Annotated in this window: 11 protein-coding genes; 1 reads left to right on the forward strand and 10 read right to left on the reverse strand. The window is 65.7% G+C overall.

What is annotated here, in order from left to right; genetic code table 11:
- Positions 1-64: 64 nt before the first annotated feature.
- Positions 65-2,338 (reverse strand): DUF1522 domain-containing protein, encoded by a 2,274-nt coding sequence (locus tag ACE10W_RS26305; protein WP_110116629.1) that lies wholly within the window; start codon positions 2,336-2,338, stop codon positions 65-67.
- A 321-nt stretch (positions 2,339-2,659) separates the two neighbouring features.
- Here ACE10W_RS26305 and flbT point away from each other — a divergent pair, with 321 nt between their 5' ends.
- On the forward strand, positions 2,660-3,100 hold the full coding sequence (flbT, locus tag ACE10W_RS26310; RefSeq protein WP_011088588.1) for a flagellar biosynthesis repressor FlbT: 441 nt from the start codon (positions 2,660-2,662) through the stop codon (positions 3,098-3,100).
- 103 nt (positions 3,101-3,203) lie between these two features.
- Here the strand turns inward: flbT and ACE10W_RS26315 are convergent, their stop codons facing one another.
- From ACE10W_RS26315 to ACE10W_RS26355, 9 genes are all read right to left on the reverse strand, one after another.
- On the reverse strand, positions 3,204-4,703 hold the full coding sequence (locus ACE10W_RS26315; RefSeq protein ID WP_028173278.1) for an aspartate aminotransferase family protein: 1,500 nt from the start codon (positions 4,701-4,703) through the stop codon (positions 3,204-3,206).
- Positions 4,700-5,953: a RimK family alpha-L-glutamate ligase gene (locus tag ACE10W_RS26320; protein WP_162603647.1), complete on the reverse strand. Its 1,254-nt coding sequence runs from the start codon at positions 5,951-5,953 to the stop codon at positions 4,700-4,702. Before ACE10W_RS26320 ends, ACE10W_RS26315 begins: the two co-directional genes overlap by 4 nt.
- A 1-nt stretch (position 5,954) precedes the next feature.
- On the reverse strand, positions 5,955-7,598 hold the full coding sequence (locus ACE10W_RS26325; protein WP_370204535.1) for a hypothetical protein: 1,644 nt from the start codon (positions 7,596-7,598) through the stop codon (positions 5,955-5,957).
- The gene (locus ACE10W_RS26330; RefSeq protein WP_110116633.1) at positions 7,588-8,370 is read right to left on the reverse strand and encodes a hypothetical protein; all 783 of its coding nucleotides are present in this window, start codon (positions 8,368-8,370) and stop codon (positions 7,588-7,590) included. The genes ACE10W_RS26325 and ACE10W_RS26330 overlap by 11 nt, the downstream gene beginning before the upstream one ends.
- A gap of 71 nt (positions 8,371-8,441) precedes the next feature.
- A complete protein-coding gene (locus tag ACE10W_RS26335; RefSeq protein WP_370204536.1) occupies positions 8,442-10,325 on the reverse strand; it encodes a flagellar protein in 1,884 nt (627 codons plus the stop codon).
- A gap of 21 nt (positions 10,326-10,346) precedes the next feature.
- Positions 10,347-12,230: a flagellar hook-associated protein FlgK gene (flgK, locus tag ACE10W_RS26340; protein WP_097532591.1), complete on the reverse strand. Its 1,884-nt coding sequence runs from the start codon at positions 12,228-12,230 to the stop codon at positions 10,347-10,349.
- A 34-nt stretch (positions 12,231-12,264) separates the two neighbouring features.
- Positions 12,265-14,529, reverse strand: coding sequence for a flagellar hook-basal body complex protein (locus ACE10W_RS26345; RefSeq protein ID WP_011088595.1), 2,265 nt, complete (start codon positions 14,527-14,529; stop codon positions 12,265-12,267).
- Between the two features lie 270 nt (positions 14,530-14,799).
- Positions 14,800-15,312 (reverse strand): peptide-methionine (R)-S-oxide reductase MsrB, encoded by a 513-nt coding sequence (msrB, locus tag ACE10W_RS26350; RefSeq protein ID WP_038967753.1) that lies wholly within the window; start codon positions 15,310-15,312, stop codon positions 14,800-14,802.
- Positions 15,313-15,395: 83 nt separating this feature from the next.
- Positions 15,396-16,853 carry an NAD(P)/FAD-dependent oxidoreductase gene (locus ACE10W_RS26355; protein ID WP_370204537.1) on the reverse strand — a complete coding sequence of 486 codons (1,458 nt, stop codon included), beginning with the start codon at positions 16,851-16,853 and terminating at the stop codon, positions 15,396-15,398.
- Positions 16,854-16,944: the final 91 nt, after the last annotated feature.

The raw sequence follows: 16,944 nt of genomic DNA on the forward strand, positions 1-16,944 counted from the left end.
CACAAAAGAAAGCGGCGGGGCCGAAGCCCCGCCGCCATATTGGTTTTGCGATGTCTGCCGCTTGTTAGCGGAGCAGCTGCAGCACGCTCTGCTGCGACTGGTTGGCCAGCGACAGCGCGGAGACCGCGATCGACTGGCGGGTCGACAGCGCCTGGCTGTTGGCCGCTTCGGTATTGGTGTCGGCCAGCGTCAGGTTGGACGAGCCGGTCTGCAGCACGTTGATCAGGCTCTTGTTGAAGTCCTGACGCACCTGCACCACGGACAGGTTCGAACCGAGCGCCGAAGCTTCCGAGCGCAGCGTGCTCGACGCGGCGTTCAGGTTGGTCAGCACCTTGTTGGTGGCAGCGTTGTCGATGAAGTCGACACCGCTGGTCAGCGCAGCAAGGCCGAGACCCTTGGAGTTGTAGGTCACGCCCGTGATGCTGAGGTTCGACTTGCCGGTCTCGTCGAACACCAGCTTGAGCTGATCGCCGTTCAAGAGGTTGACGCCGTTGAACGAGGAGTCCTGCGAGGTCGTGTCGATCTGGTTCAGGATGTTGTTGTACTGGTTGACGAGGTTGGCACGAGAGGTCTGCGCAACCGTGTCCTGGACGGGGGTGGAAGCCGTCGAGAAGGTCAGCGCCGTCGTCAGCGTACCGCCGATCGCACCACCCGCGGCGCTCGAACCGATGGTCGAGGACGCGTAGTCGTTGGTGGTGGAAACCGTCAGCAGGCCGTTGGCGTCGATCGTCGCCGTCAGGTTGTTGGCCTGAAGCGCGGAGTTGAGCTGATCGAGCGTCTTGACCGTGCCGTTGGTGCCGTCGCCGAAGGTGACGTTGACCGCCGTGCCGCCGTTGAAGGAGGAGAAGGTCAGGGTCTTGCCGCTGATGCCGCCGATGCCGGAGGTGCGAGCCGCGGTGAAGGCGGTTGCCGTGCCGGTGTTGCCGGCAAGTCCAAGCACGTTCAGCGCATTGCCGGTGCCGGTGATCGACAGGTCGGCGTTGACGCCGGTGGACAGCTTGAGCTGGCCGGAGGCGTTGATCGACGAGGCGATCTGACCGGTTGCGGGGCTCAGCGTCGCCGTGCCGTTGGCCGCGATCGAGGAGGTCTGCACGCCGGTGGCAAGGTCGATTGCGTTCAGCACGTCGGCAACCGTGCCGGACTGCAGATAGACCGTCGAGTTGCCGTTGCCGTCGGTCAGGACATTGCCACTGACACCGAAGCCGCTCGGGATCGCCGGAGCGTTGCTCGATCCCGGAACCGGGGCGTTCTTGAAGGTGATGACGTGGCCATCGACATTCAGCGAGGAGCCGTCCGAGATCAGCGTGCTCAGGGAGCCCGAACTGGTCGTGCGGGTCGCAGTCACCGTGACATTTCCGCCGCCCGTCGCACCCGTCAGACCGAGCTCCTTCAGGAAGTCAGCCTTGCCCGTCAGGGACAGATCGGCACCAGCCGAGCTCTTGAGCGTCACAACGCCCGCGGCGGCAGTCGACGGCGATGCGCCGGAGGCGGCACCGATGGTCGCAGCACCGGCGGAGATCGTCGCGGTCTTGACACCGCTGGCGAGGTCGATCGCGGCCAGAATGTCGCCCACGGTCGCCAGCGTCGAAGTCGTGGCGGTGTCACCGAGATAGATCGTGGTGTTGCCGCCGCCGTCGGTGACGAGATGACCGCTGACACCAGAACCGCTCGGAACGGCGCTCGAAGCCGGCGCAGTGCCGGAACGGAAGGTGATGGTCTTGCCGTTCACCGTCAGCGTGTCGCCATCGGTCGGAGCGGTGGTCAGCTTGCCGCTGGCGGTGGTGCCGAGCAGCGTGGTGGCCGACGAGATGCCGGTCGTACCGTCAGCCGCAAGACCCCCGGTGCCCGCGAACGAGCCCTGGCTTGCGCCGAGCGTGGCGGACGAACCTGCCGCGGTGGTGCCGCCGGCCGTGCCGTTGTACAGCACATTGCCGAGCGCCGTCGCGCTGGCAAAGGACGTCGTGCCGCGCAAATCGGCCGCGGTCGCACCGGAGATCGTGGCGGAGACGTTCGACTTGGTGGAGTAACCGACGGTCGTCTGCAGCGCCTGGTTGGCGATCGACTTGGCGCTGTCGATCAGCTTCTGCAGCGAGGTGATGCCGGTGTTGGCAGCCTGCAGCACCTGCACGCCGTTGGCGATGCCATCGAGCAGGTTGTTGATGTCGCTGGCGCGGTTGTCGAGCGACTGTGCCGTGAAGAAGTTGGTGGGATTGTCCAGGGCCGAGTTGACGCTCTTGCCGGTCGACAGACGGTTCTGCGTGGTGGCGAGGAGGTCGGCGGTGGACTGGAGGGAGAGGAGGTTCTGACGAACCGACGCGGAGAGGACGATGCCTGACATGACTCTGTTACCCTTCTGGTAAACGACGCTACTGTTACGCGTCTGCTTGGATCGAGATTGACCCAGCGACCGGCGGACCCTGGCGTCGAGACCTCTAACGAAACATGAAATGAAACCCGTGCTTTTGCCGAACGCCGCGTGATTCGGCCGGGGGAAGCCCCGCACGTCGCCGCGCCGCCGCACGGACATGGCGTTGGGAAGATTGAGTTTTTTCGCGCAAATGCGGGAGATTTACAGCTCGTTAACTAATTCCGAGCGAGAATCACGCCCTGATAAGCCGCAACGAGCGCTCGGTTACGAAAGCGTTGATGGAGAACAGGCATGGCTCTCAAGGTCGAGCTCAAACCGCACGAACGCATCATCGTCGGCAACTCGGTGATCACTAATACGGACCAGCGCGCCCGCCTCCTGATCGACGGCGAGAACGTGCCGATCCTGCGCGAGCGCGACATCCTCACGCCGGAGACCGCAAACACGCCCGCCAAGCTCGTTTATCTGGCCGTCCAGCTCATGTATATCTCGCCGGATCCGCAGACCCAGCACGGCACCTATTTCAACCTCGTGCGGGACATCGTCACAGCGGTGCCGAGCTCCTGGCCGATCATCGAAGCCATCAACAACAACATCCTGAACGGCGACCTCTACCGGGCGCTGAAGGATGCCCGCAAGCTGATCGCCTATGAGGAGAAGCTGCGAGGCCAGTACGAGGCCACGCATCCCAAGGCGGAAGCGGACAAGGACGACGTCAGCACCGCCGCCTGATCACGGCGTTCACGCGGCCGAGCCGCGCGAACGACAACGCTGCCCAACGACAACGGCCCCGGATCGCCTCCGGGGCCGTTGTCGTTTCGGCCATGCATCGATGCTACTGCGCCGCGAGCGGCGGCGCCTCGACCTCGATCACTCCCTCGCCAACCCGCCGTGCGCCAAAATCCAGCACGGCCGCAATCAGCGCATCGATGTCCGTCTCGTCGGTGCGGTGATTGACGATCGCGGCGCGGATCGCGAACTTGCCGTCCAGCGTGGTGCTCGATGGCGCAGCGATGCCGGATTCCTGGACATCAGCGACGATCTCGCGATTGACCGTATCATTGGCGCGGTAACGGAAGCAGACGATGTTGAGGTTCACCGGCGCCAGCAACTCCAGCCGCGGCTCGGCCAGCACGCGCGCTTCCAGATATTTTGCCAGTGCGCAGCTTCGCGCGATCACCGTGCCCAGCCGGTCGGTGCCGAACGTCTTCAGCGTGAACCAGGTCTTCAGCGCGCGGAAGCCGCGCGACAGATCGGGGCCGAGATCGCAGGGCCAGACCGTGCCCGCCGCAAGCCCCCTCGCCTCGCGGCTCAGATAGGCCGCCGGCTGCGCAAAGGCCTGCCGGTGCTGCTCGCCGTCGCGCACCAGCAGGAAGCCGGCGTCGTAGGGCACCTGTCCCCATTTGTGGAAATCGAGCGCAATGGAATCCGCAAGCTCGATGCCGCCGAGCAGCGGCGCGAGCTCGGGCGCCAGGATCGCGAGCGCACCGAACGCGCCGTCGACGTGAAACCAGATTCCTTCCTCGCGGCACAGCTCCGCGACGGCCTTGAGGTCGTCGATCGCGCCGATATCGACCGTGCCTGCGGAGGCGACGACGAGGAACGGCTTGAAGCCAACCTCGCGATCGACGGCGATCTGCGCACGCAGCGCGGCGACATCGATGCGATGATCGGCATCGACGTCGATCTTGCGCAGCGCATCGGTGCCGAGACCGGCAATGTCCATCGCCCGCGAAATACAGCCATGCGCGGCACGCGACGTGTAGGCGGTGAGCAGCGCGCCGTCATTGCCGATGCCGTACTGCCGCGCCAGTGTACCGAGTGCGCTGGTACGCGCCACCAGCACCGCCATCAGATTGGCCATCGACGTGCCCGTGACGAAGATGCCGCTCGCACTCTCCGGGAAGGCGAACAGGCGGCGCATCCAGTCGACGATCTGGCGCTCGACCTCGATGGGCATGTGGTCGCGGCCGCCGAGATTGGCGTTGAGGCCAGCGGCGAGCATTTCCGCGAGCATGCCGACCGCAGTGCCGCCGCCATGCACCCAGCCCATGAAGCCGGGGTGGACGTTGCCGGTCGCATAGGGCGCGACATGCTCGACGAATTCGCGATAGACATCGGCGAGATCGCTTGCCTCGCGTGGCACGTCGGCCTTGAATGCCGCGCGGGCGTCATCGGGGATCGGCTGCCACACCGGACGCGCACGAATGTTGGCGATGCCGTCGATCGTCTCGTCCAGCATGCGATGGGCGAGCGCACGAAACGCGCTCCAGTCCTGCGGATCGAGCGAGGTGTCAGTGGCGGCGGCTTGCGTCTTGCGGACGATCTCGTTCATGCTGCACTCTCCTCGCCGGCCCTTGCGTGCCGCGACAGCATTGCCGTGAACGCGGCAAAGATCTTGCGCATCTGCGGCGGCTTGTATGGAAACACGGCCGGCGGATCCATGTTGTGCACGACGGCGGTGTTGTCGGCCTCGAACACCAGCAGCTCGCCGTCCTGATTCTCGGCGCAATCGACGATGAAATAGTCGAGGCCGACGCGCCGGCTCATCTCGTCGAGCGCGTTGCGATGACGCGCGGCAAATGCATGATCGAACTCGAGCATGAAGGCGGCTTCTTCAGCTCGCTTCTCTTCACTGAACGCCATGTAGGCGTTGAGATACCAGATGTCCCAGCGGTCGGCGATCGCCATGTGGCAGGCGTAGGGTTTGCCGTCGACCATGGTAAGACGGTATTTGCGGTAAAGCCCGTCGGGGCTCGCGTAGTTGACGAAGCGCGCGACGAAGAAGTCCTGCTCCTGCCGATCAGAGAGATAGGCCGCGAGCGCCGCAGCATCGTCGATCTTCGCGAGCCCGACACCGGCATGCGTGCCACGCGGCCGCACGATCATCGGAAAGTGCAGTTCGCTCACGATGTCCTTGCAGGCGATCTTCCCTTCCGAAAGATCCGACAATTGCGCGCGCGTCACATGGACGGTCGCGGGAATGTCGAGACGGGGAATGCCCGCCAACAGCCGGTACAGCTTGTCGCGATCGAGATTGCCGATGAGCTCGGGGCGATTGAGCAACGGCCGCGGCCAGTGCGGCGCGGCCCGTTCGATGACGGCGAGCGCCTCCCGGCATTCCTCGGAATCGGATGCGACCACGATGGCGACGTCGTGATCAGGCAATGTCTCCGGCAGGCCGACGCCTTTGACCACGTAGAGCGTCAACAGCTCGATGTCGGAGCCTTCGAGCAGAAACTCGATCGGCGTGTTGCCGCCCATGTCGATATCGGCCGCCAGCGCGAGCACGCGCAGGCGGGGCTTCGCAACCGCGCAAGGCGTACGAAACAATTGGTGGAAGGCGAGCACCTCGGTCTGGATCACGAGCCCGGCCTCCTTCTCGCCGAGGAGCTGGGCGATCAGCGACAGATCCAGGCCTTCGCCCGCCTCCGCCGTCCCTTCCGCGATCCGCGCCAGAAGCCGCTCGCGCAACGGATGCAGATCGCCGCCCTCGAAGGCCCGGCGCGTCAACTGCGCAAAGCCGATGCGGTCGGAATAGTCCGGCGCCGTCGCGCCGTTCGGCGCTGAAACAGGATGCAACATCTTAGACCTCGAACACAGGCTTTCCCGGCGCAGCCGCGGCACTGTCAAGCAGCAGCTCGATCTTCACCACAGCGTGGGCGATGCGATCGAGGATATGCTGCAAATTGCGTTGCGCTTGCGCGGCGTCCGCGGACCAGGATTCGGTGACGAGCCGCGCGCCGACGCACAGCCGCAGCGCGGCCTGCGGCTTGCCGTCCGGCTGGTCAAACCGTACTGGCTGGCCGACGAGGCAGCGTTGCGCGGCAACCTGCCGATCCGCCGCACTGCCGTCGATGTCGCCGTTCATGTCACGGGCCAGGGCGCGATGCACGGCGCCGGTCTCGGCGATGGAGACCGGCTTGCCGTCGCGCAGCAGCGTGAACGGAAAGATCGTGGCTTGCGCGAATTCCTCGTCGTCCGTCCCGGACATCCCGATCGCGGCCGGAACGGCCCGAAGCGACGGGGACAGCGCGATCATGCTGTCGATGCCGGCCGCGAGCTCGGCCAGCGCCTTGGCGCGGAATGCGCCGGGCACGGCATAGTAGCTGCCGATCTCGCTGAGCGCCGCCTCCCAGCGCAGCCATTGACCGAAATTCGGCCGGCGCTCGAAGCGCGAGCGCAGCCCCGTCCAGGCCTTCGGCCAGTCGCTGCGGCCGGCATAATCGAAGAAGCCCGGCGCGATCTCGCCGATCCGGCCGAGCGAGCGCGACAGGCCTTTCGGCACCAGCAGCGCACCGCTGAAGGCGGGGCCGCCGAAAAATTTCGAGCCTGTCATCAGCACCATATAGCCGCGGTCGAGATAGGCGCGCAGCCGGCGACGGCCGAGCCGCGCCTGACAGGCATCGACGACGATTTGGACCTTGCCGGGCCAGCGTCGCGCAATCTCGTCGAGGCAGGCCACGCTCGGCGCGCGCCAGCCGAGTTTTGAAGAATCCATGATCTGCAACAGAACGCGCCGACCTTGCGCGAGGCTGGTCTCGACCGCGCGCAGCACCGCTTCATCCGCATCCGAGCGCATCGCAATGCCGGGCGCCGTGTCGAGCAGCGGCACCGCGACGCCGTCGCCGGCGAGCCCCGCCACCGCACCGTCCTTGCGGACCGAAAAGCCGCTCGCCGTCATCGTGCTGAAATGGTGCCCGCGTGCGGTATGGGGCGTCCCGCTTCCGGTCTGATCCGTGCCGACCACGATCGTCACCGGCGAGGCGCCGAGCACCGCGCGTGCCAGAAACAGGGCGTGGAGCTGGGAGTCGGTGCCGGACGGCGAGAACACGACGTCGACGCGCGGCGAGACCTGGAGGTGTCCGCGCAGCTCGTCGCGCATGTCCTCGCAGCGCGCATCGAAGGCGACCTCGACCTCGTCGAACAGGCACTTGTGCATCAGCTCTTCGCGCGCCAGCGCAGCGCGGTCATAGGCCGATTGCGAGATCACCGACGCGGTCGAGGAGGCGAAATTCCAGATCTCCGGCTCCGGAGAGGCCGCGCAGCCATAGGCGTTGACGCGGTCCTTCGGATCGAGCGTCAGGCGCGGATCTCCGCCGCAGACCAGCAGCGTGTCGAGCGGCGTGAACAGATCGCGCAAGCGGTAGCGCGAGCCGCCGTCGGACGCTCGCTCCAGGTCTGCCAGACGGGATGCGCCGACGCTCATCCCGAGAGGCTCACGCCGCATCGGCCGCCGCCGCGGGCGCCGGCGCGAATTGCGAGGCAATGTCGCCGTGGAACACCGATGGCCCAACATGGTCGAGCGAGCTCTGGATGTCGGCCCAGATCTCGCCGCCGATATCGGTCCAGCGCTTGCAGAAGGCGAAGTCCTCGGAGAGATACGTGCCGGTGGCCGGATCGATCATGCATTCGAACAGCGCGAACCGGTTCTGGCTCGCCGCCAGCGTATCGTGCGAATGCTCGCGGAAGAATTGCAGGCCGGCGTAATTCGGATGGCGGCACATCGCCTCCAGCACGTGGCGCCGGATCATCAGGAAGCCGGTGCCGGCGTAGCGCACGCGGGTGAAGCCGTTGACCACGACGATGCGGTCGGGGTCCTCGATCTCGAGCACGTAGTCGAGCGAAGCCGCCGGCACGTCGGCGCGGCCCGCCTCGACCGCGCGTTTCGCCTTGTCCCAGTTGACCCGCTTGATCGGATAGCAGCCCGCGACGACGTCGGCGCCGCATTCGATCAGCCGGAATACCTGCTCCGGCTTGAAGCCGATATCGGCATCGATGAACAGGAAATGCGTCGCCTTGGGATCGTCCAGGAACATCGCGGCCAGGTTGGCCCGCGCGCGCGTGATCAGGGCGTCGCCGTCGCGCAGCAGCACCTTGAGCTCGAGATTGGACATACCGTGCACGGCGCGCTGGAGCGCGAAGATCGAGCTCGCATAGATGCTCGATACCTGCCCGCCGAAGCAAGGCGTTGCCACCACCAGCTGCATCTTGTCCGACATCGAAAGCCCCGCCCCGCTCCAATCCTCACCAAGAGGTAAACAGGCATGGTTAACGGCGCCTTAACGCATCCTTACAGGAACTTGACGAGCGAGAGCTGCGCCAGCTTCGAGGTCACCTGGTAGGAGGCCTGGAGCGCGTTCTGGAGCGCCAGAATCTCGCTCGCGACCTGGTCCGGCGGGGCCGATTCCGCCTGGTCGATGATGGTCTGGAGCTGCGCCTTGGCCTGGGTCTGGCGCGTGCTCGCGTCCTTCATCGTGTTCTGGGCCATCGCGATGTCGGTCTGGATGTCCTCGATACGCTGCTGGCCCGGCTGCTGGGTCAGCGCCTGCGTCACCCGCAGGCTCAGCGCCGAGACCTGCCCGCCCGAATACTGCCCGGTCGGCGAGGTCGAGAACGTCCCGAACACGGCGATCGCCTGCAACTGCCGCCGGATCGCATCCTCGTCGGCCTGCGCGCCATATTGCACCGTGACGGAATCGTCGACCCGCGCCATCGCGGTGGAGCGCGGCGAACCGGGCCCGTCATTGCCGAGATACCATTTCACCGTCGTGGCCGAGCCATTCACCAGCGTCGTCGCCGAGCTCGCGGGCGAGGAGCCGACGCGCAGCGGCGGCTGCGTCGCGGTCACCGGCGTCGCGCTGAAACCGATCGAACCCAGCGCCCCGGTATTCGAGCTCGTGATGTTCAGGCTCGCCGCATCGTCCGTGTTGATCGTGATCGAACCGCCGTGGATCGTCGAGGGCTTCGAAGTCCCCGTGATCTGGTCGATCTTGCTCATCAGGGTCTGGATGCTGTCGCCGACATTGAGCTGGTTGCCGGTCGCACCCGAGCTGACGAAAGTGAGCGTGGTTCCGTTGACGGTGATGGTGTCGCCGGCGACGAAGCCCGGCGAGATCGAGTCCGAGGGGCTCGTGCCGGACAGCGCCGTCGCCCCACTGATCGGTGCGGGCGGAGCCGCCTGGTTGCTCTTCGGAGTACCGATCGCAGAGCTGGCCGTGTTGAAGAAATTGTCGCCGGCGGTCACGGCCGACGCTGCCACAAGCGAGGTGTTGGAGAGCTTCTTGATCGCGGTGTTCAGCGCGGTGTTGAGGTTCGCCGCGGTATTGTTCGGGTTAACCGGGACGCTTGCATCGATCGCAAAGCTGCCGAGCGGCGTCGGCGTCGCCGTCGACGCCGTCAGGTCGATCTGCTCGGTCGTACCATCAGGCAGCGTGAACTGGACGCTCAGCTTGTCGCCGTTGCTGGGATTGGTTCCGTTGAGATCGACGGAGAACGACACCGGCGAGCCGCTCGGGCCGGTGACGGTCGCGCCCGTCAACGTCGAGGAGACCGCCTTGATCTTGAGCCCGAACGGCGATCCCGCGACGTCCTCCGATACCTGCACCGAGCTTGGCGTCGGCTGCGTCTGCACCAGCCGGCCCATGCCGTTGGCGCCGAGATCGGCGGCCTGGCGCTCCGCCATGACGGCCTTGAAACCCGCCTGCGTCGTGGTCCCGTTGATGATGTCGCCGGCATCCGCGACCGACTGCGTGTTGACGGCGGTTCCGGAGAACAGATAGCGGTTGCCCGTCTGCGTGTTGAGAACGCCGACCATCGAGCCGAACTGGGCGGCAGCGGTGTTCTGCGCGACCGTCTGGCCGTTGACGTTGAGATCCTGCGCGGTGTTGGCGGAGCCCGTCTGCACCGTGCTGCGGATCTTGGTCAGCGACTGCAACGCGGTATTGGCGAGGTTGATGCTGACGTTGACGTTGGTGATGGTGTCGGTATAGGCGGCGATATTGGAGATCTGCGCGCGCCCGGCGATCGCAAAGCCCTCGTTGGTGCCCATGCCGGAATAGTTCTGCGACAGCTTGCCGGTCGAGAGCTGCGTCGACAGGTCGGTGAGCTGCTGATTGATGTTGCGGATCTGCGAGCCGAGAACCGACGAGGAGTAGTTGATGCTGCTGATCGACATGTTTCAGAGCCCTGTTACTTGTTACACTTGAGCCTGGATCAACGTGTTCATCATGCTCTGCACCACCGACATCACGTGAGCGTTGGCGGCATAGGCATTCTGGAGCTGGATCAGGTTCGACATCTCCGAGTCCAGGTTGACGCTGGAGGTCGAGTTGAATTTCGCCTGCAGCGTCGAGACCACGACGCTCTGGCCCTGCTGGAGCTGGGTCGCCTGGGTCGCGGCGTTGCCCTGGATGCTCAGGAACTGCTGGAGGTAGTTCGAAACGCTGCCGGTGAAGGGCTGGTTGGCCGAGCCGAGGCCGGTCGTCGGCGAATAGGAGAACACCGCGTTGGTGAGCTGCGAATAAAGATAGTCCGAACGCGTGGTGTCGCCCGCGGGCGTCACCGGCGAGGTGTTGTAGACCGACAGCCGCGTGGGATCGCTGACCAGCTGCGTGTTCACCGCGATGCGCCCGGCAAGGCCGGTCATCTGCGAGCCCGATGCGGTGATCGCGCCGGTGTAGAGCGCCTGTCCGCCGTCGGTGAAAACCGCCAGTTGCGGGTTGCCCGAGGTCAACGACGAGATCGTCTTGCTGATCGAGGACGAGTTGACCTTGGCGAGGCCGGTGTTGTCGTCGGTCACCCGCAGCGTCGTGGCGGTTGCCGGCGACGGGGCGGCGGAGAACGACAGGTGCGAGCCTGACAGCGCGGTGTTGAGCGCCGAGGCGATCGCGCCCATGCCGCCGGAGAAGTTGACGCCGATCCGCATCGGATTGGCGTTGGTCGCATTCTGAAGCGGCAGCGCCGCCGGGTCGGTCACGTTGACGAGCGTGACCTGGCGCTGCGTGTTGGTCGTCGTGTCCGTGTAGGTGATGTTGACCGTGTTGCCCGGCGCCGCCCCGGCAAGGTCCATGTCGAACCCGGCCGGCGGGCCGGAGACGGTGCTGCCGGCCGTGGTCTTGTCGGACAGCGCGCTCGACATCGTGGCGGCGAGCTGGTCGATCTGGTTCTGCGCCTGCACCAGCGTCTGGTCGCGCAGCTTGAGGTCGGCCGCGATCTGGCCCGAGGAGACCACGTTGTTGGCGACGACGTCGACCTGCGAGCCGTTCGGAAGCCTGATGTTGAATGCGCCGACGCCGGACTTGGCCGGATCCATGTTGTAGAGCGAGGTCGCCGACAGCGCGCCGGCAGACGCAAAAGTGAATTGCGAGGCGAGCCCGGCGCCGACGAGCTGGATGCCTGTCGTGGTGTAGATGTTGGCCTGGTTCGAGCCGTCGGTGGTGACGCGGACGTCAACATATTTCGACAGCGTGTTGATGGCCTGGTCGCGCTGGTCCATCAGCGTCGCGGCCGAGGGGTCGTTTGCCGACAGGCCCTGGAGCTTGGTGTTGATGTCGGCGATCTGCTGCATCGACGCGTTGGCCTGCTGCGCCGAGGTGCCGAGATCCTGCTCGACGTTGGAGCGCAGCGACTGGATGCCCTTGGTGGTGACGTTGAGCTGCTGCGCCAGCGCCTGCGCCGCGCCCAGCGCAACGGTCTGCGCCGACGACGCACCCGCGCTGGTCGACAGCGCCTGCAGCGCGGTGGTGAACTTGTTCAGCGCGGTTTCGAGCGTGCCGCTGTTGCCGGGCGTGCCATAGACACTCTGAAGCTGCTTCAGGATGTTGGCCATCTGGTCGGCGTAACCGCTGCCGCCGGTCTCGGTGCGCAGCTGGTTCAGCACGTAGCTGTCGAGCTCCCGGCTGACGCCGGTCGTCATCGCCGTCGAGCCGAAGTCGCCGGTGGTGACCTCGATCTGGTTCGGCGTCTGGACGACGTAACCCGGCGTCTGCGAGTTGGCGACGTTCGAGGAGACGATCGAGAGCGCGGCCTGGTTGGCACGCAGACCACTCATCGCACTGGCGAGGGCTGAACTCAAACCCATATCACTGGCCGCCTTTGGTTACGTCACGCGCCGATCAGCGCAATACGTTCAGGAGGTCCTGCACCATCGAATTCGCGGTCGTGATCACCTTGGTGTTGGCCGAATAGGCCTGCTGGGTCACGATCAGCTTGGTGAATTCGTCGGCGATGTCCGTGTTGGAGCCTTCCAGCGACGAGCCGCTGATGGTGCCCGAAGCGCCGTCGATCGCCGGTCCCGACTGTTCGGTCGCGGCATAGGCGCCGCCGTCGAGCGCCTTCAGGTAATTGGTGCCGTTGAAGTGCGACAGCGATACCTGTGCGAGGTCAAGGTTCTGGCCGTTGGAGAAGGTTCCGACCACGAGGCCGTTGTTGTTGACGGCAACCGAGCGGAGCTGGCCCGCGGCGTAGCCGTTCTGGGTGATGGTGTTGATGGTCACCGCGCCGCTGGTGCTGGCATATTGCGTCAGCCCGCCCGAGGAGATGTTGAAGGCGACCGAGCCGAGCGCCTGTCCGCCGACGCTGACATTGTTGATGGTGATGCCCGAACCGCTCGGCGAGGTCAGCGAGCCGTCGGCGGCGAAGGTGAAGGCCTGCCCGGTGTTGACCCAGCCGACCGTCGTGCCGGTCGCATTCGGATCGGTCTGGTAGAACAGGTTCCAGGTATCGGAATGACCCGTGCCCAGCGACGCGCTGTCGGTCTTGGCCCAGCGCAATTGCAGGTTCACCGGCGTGCCCGCGGCGTTGTAGGCGGTGACCGCACCGCCGCTGATCGATTCCTTGGTGAAGGTCGCGATGTCGTTGCCGATCACGCCGCCGGTGCCGGCGGTGCCGCCACCGTCGCGGTTCTTGGTGATGGTCGAGGTGAAGCCGAGCGCGGCGAAAGCCGCACTGTTGGAGCTGGACACCGACAGGTTGGAAACGGTGCCGGTGTTCAGCGTGATCACGCCGCCGGGGCTGATCGAAGACCCCGAGGCGCCGGAGAGCGCGTCGATCTTGCCGAGCAGGGTCGTGATGTTGTCGGTGATGTTGATCTGGTTCGGACCGGAGGCACCCGAGGCCATGAAAGTCAGCGTCTGGCCGTTGACGGTGATGGTGTCGGCGGGCGGGCCTGCCGAAAAGCCGGACGAGAGCACCTCGGCGCCGCCGGCGGTCGCGCTGCCGCTCAGCACCGTGGCGCCGGTGAGCGCGGGCGAGGACAGCACGTTGCCGCCGCGTGTCACGCTGCTGATGCCGAGCGCCGTGGCTGCCGTGCCGCTGCCGATCGACACGTCGGTGCCGGTGCCGGTCGAGATCTGGATGTTGCCGCTGGCGGAGAGCGAGGCCGTAACGCCGGCGCCGCCGGCGGTCTGGATCGCGTTCAGGATGCTGGCCACCGTGGCCGTCGTGCCTGCGCCGAGACCGATCGTGGTGTTGTTGCCGACCGTCGAGACGGTGGTACCACCGTTGAAGGTGATCGTGTTGCTGCCGTTGATCGTCAGGACCTGGCCGCTCAGCGCGGTGAGAATGCTGGAGGCGAGATGCGTGCCCACGGTGTTGTCAAGGGACGTGGAAGTCGAAGCCACCGCGGACGAGTTGTTCTGGAGCGGAACCGTGCCCGTCCCCGTCGTCGACGAATAGGCCGAGCGGATGTTGCCGGTGGCGGCTGCACCGGACACCGTCGCGCTGGTATAGGGCGCGGGCGGCGTGCCCACCGGCAGCGGGTTGGCCTGGAAGTCCGACGGGTTCAGGCCGCCAGCCGCCAGCAGCGTCTTGCTGGCTGCGGTCGAGCTCGCAGCCGTGTTCGGCTGGGTCGGCAGGTTCGCCGCGTACTGGATCGAAGTGGTCGCCTGCGCCGGAATGAAGTTGTTCTGGAATTTCAGGACCGTCGCCACGTTGCCCTGAGGGTTGCCGGTCTTCGGGTCGACCGTAACGCCCATCAGGTAGTAGCCGGCGCCGTTGACCAGATTGCCGTTGGAATTGAGCTGGAAGTCGCCGCGGCGGGTGTAGTAGGTGACGCCGCCGAACTGCGGCAAGTTGTCGACGACGCTAGTCGCCTTCTGGATCGAGAAGAAGCCGTCGCCGGTGATCGCCATGTTGGTCGCGACGGAGGAGGACGAGATCGTGCCCTGGGTCGTGATGGTCGCTTTCGCGTTGGCCGTCACACCGCCCGCGACCTGCTTGCTCGGCACCGAGGCGTCCGGGATGAGATCGACGAAGCTGGTCCCGATGCCCTTGTAACCGGTGGTGGATGAGTTCGCGATGTTGCCGGAAATGTTCTGAAGCGCGTAGGACTGCGCCTGCAGACCACCCACCGAGGTGTTCATTGCATCGAAGATACCCATAACTTTGTCTCCAAATCCGATCTCGGCGGCCGGTCGACCAGGGCCGCAGTCGGGAGAGACAGTCGCAAGGGCTATGCCAAGGCGGGTATTTCCATGAAATCAATGATTTAAATGAATGGACCCCGGTCGGATGACCGGGGCACAATTGCCGGGCCGGCAACAATTGCCGGGGCATCGGGTCATTCCGGGGCGGTCCGCAGGACCGAACCCGGAATCTCGAGATTCCGGATTCGATGCTCACGCATCGCTCCGGAATGACTCCAGCGAGACCTACGTAGCGGACGCGGCGGCCGGGTGGAAAACCAGCCCGAAACCGTCGATGCAGTAGCGCAATCCAGTGGGCTTCGGACCGTCGTCGAAGACGTGGCCGAGATGGCCGCCGCAGCGCCGGCAATGCACCTCGGTGCGGAGCATGCCGTAGGTGCGGTCCTCGGTCTTGCCGACATTGCCCTCGATCGGCTGATAGAAGCTCGGCCAACCGGTGCCGCTCTCGAACTTGGTGTCGGACGCAAACAGCGGCAGGTCGCAGCCGGCGCAGGCGAAAACGCCCTTGCGGTGCTCCTTGAGCAGCGGGCTGGAGCCCGGCCGCTCGGTGCCGTGATTGCGCAAAATCTCGTATTGCTGCGGCGTGAGCTGGGCACGCCATTCGGCCTCGGTCTTCGTGATCTCGAACGTTTCCGCGGCCTTCTCGCCGGCCTCGGCAGGTGTCCCTCTCAGCCAGCGGAAGGCGGAAAGGCCGAACAGGCCGGCGACAGTCGTTAGCAGGATGCGGCGGTCAAACATCTCATTCTCCGTGCGCGAGTCCACGCCCTGAGATACGGGTTCTAGCGGCCGACGTTACACGTCCAGGCGCGATTTTTCTCAACTTATTGCGAGACGCTGTCGTCGTGCGAGGCCGGTTCCAAGGCTTCAGTCGCGGGTTTCGGCGGCGGGGCCGGCCGCGGCCGTACACCCGGCGGCGGACGGCGCGGACCGGTGCCGGCAGCCCGGTTGGCTTCGGCCAGCCGCGCCTCGCGTTCCCTGTCCTTGACCCGCGCCCGCTCGCGGTAGCGGGCGAGCGTGCCTGCGGCGGCGGAGCTCGTCCTGCCCCAGATCCCGACCAATTGACCCGCGACCCGTCCGGTCGCGCCGCCCGCCCAGACCAGCTCGAACGGCGAAAACAGCCGCCAGCGCTCGTCGCCCCACAGGATGCTGCGCGCGATCATCTGCCCGGCCATGGCCGAGGTGTTCATGCCCTGGCGGCCGAACCCGCTCGCCACCCACAGGCCTTTGCGCAACTGGCCGATCTGCGGCATGCCGTGCACGGTCTGGCCGGTCGCGCCGCCGAACATATCGGCGATCTCGACATTGCCGAACTGGGGGAAGATCGACCGGATCCGCCGCCTGACGCCGCCTGCAAAGCGCTGCGGCCGTGCGGCCCAGGTGGTCTCCGGGCTCTCCCACATCAGCCGGTCGCCGTCGACGATACGGAAATGATCGACGCCGTCGGAATCCATCACCGATCCCTTGAAGGCGATGATCTCGTGCACGCGCTCGCCGAGTGGCGCGGTGACGCCGGCATAGCGCCAGACCGGCAGCAGCGTCTCCGACAGGCGCCTCAAGGGCGCGCCGAGATGGATGTTGCCGGCGAGCACGATGTGCGTCGCGCGCAGCCGCGCCGACGGCGTGACGATCCGCTTGCGGATGCCGGAATGGTCGATGCTGACCACCGGCGTATCCTCGAAGATGCGGGCGCCAGCCCGCCGCGCCAGCGCCGCAAGACCATGCACGTATTTGCGGCCGTCGACCTGGAATGCCCTCGGATAGTACACGCCGTGGAAGTAGCGATCGGTCTTGAGCACGTCGCGGACGCGATCGACCTGCCAGCCCTCGACCTCGGTGTCGAAATCCTCATTCAGCATCTGCAACCGGCTGATCAACCGGTCGCCGGTATCGACGTTGGAGACCTCGAGCACGCCGTCGCTCGGGGCGATCCCCGGCATGTTCTCTTCGGTGGCGTTGGCGCGGACGAACTCGGCGCCCTCCTTCGACAGCGTCCACAATTCGCGCGCGTCCTCGAAGCCGATGCGCTCGATCAGGTCGGTGAGCGGCAGCGCAAAGCCCGGCATCACGGTGCCGAGCTGGTTGCCGGAGGCGTTCCAGCCGATATGGCGCCCCTCGAGCACCGCGACACTGGCCCCGAGCCGGGCCGCCTCCAGTGCAATGGAGAGCCCGGCAAGCCCTGCCCCGATCACGCAGATATCGGCATCGAGATCGAACGACAGCCGCGCGCGCTCGCGAAAGCCGGCTTCTTCCTGGGACACGCTTGTGAAAGTCTCGCTCATATCGTTTTCTTAGAGCATGATCCGGAAAAGTGTGCAGCGGTTTTCCGAAAAGATCATGCTCAGAACAAAAATTTAAAGCGCGATGAGGGTT

Origin of the sequence: Bradyrhizobium sp. B025 (assembly GCF_042257955.1) — a bacterium.
GTDB lineage: Bacteria > Pseudomonadota > Alphaproteobacteria > Rhizobiales > Xanthobacteraceae > Bradyrhizobium > Bradyrhizobium diazoefficiens.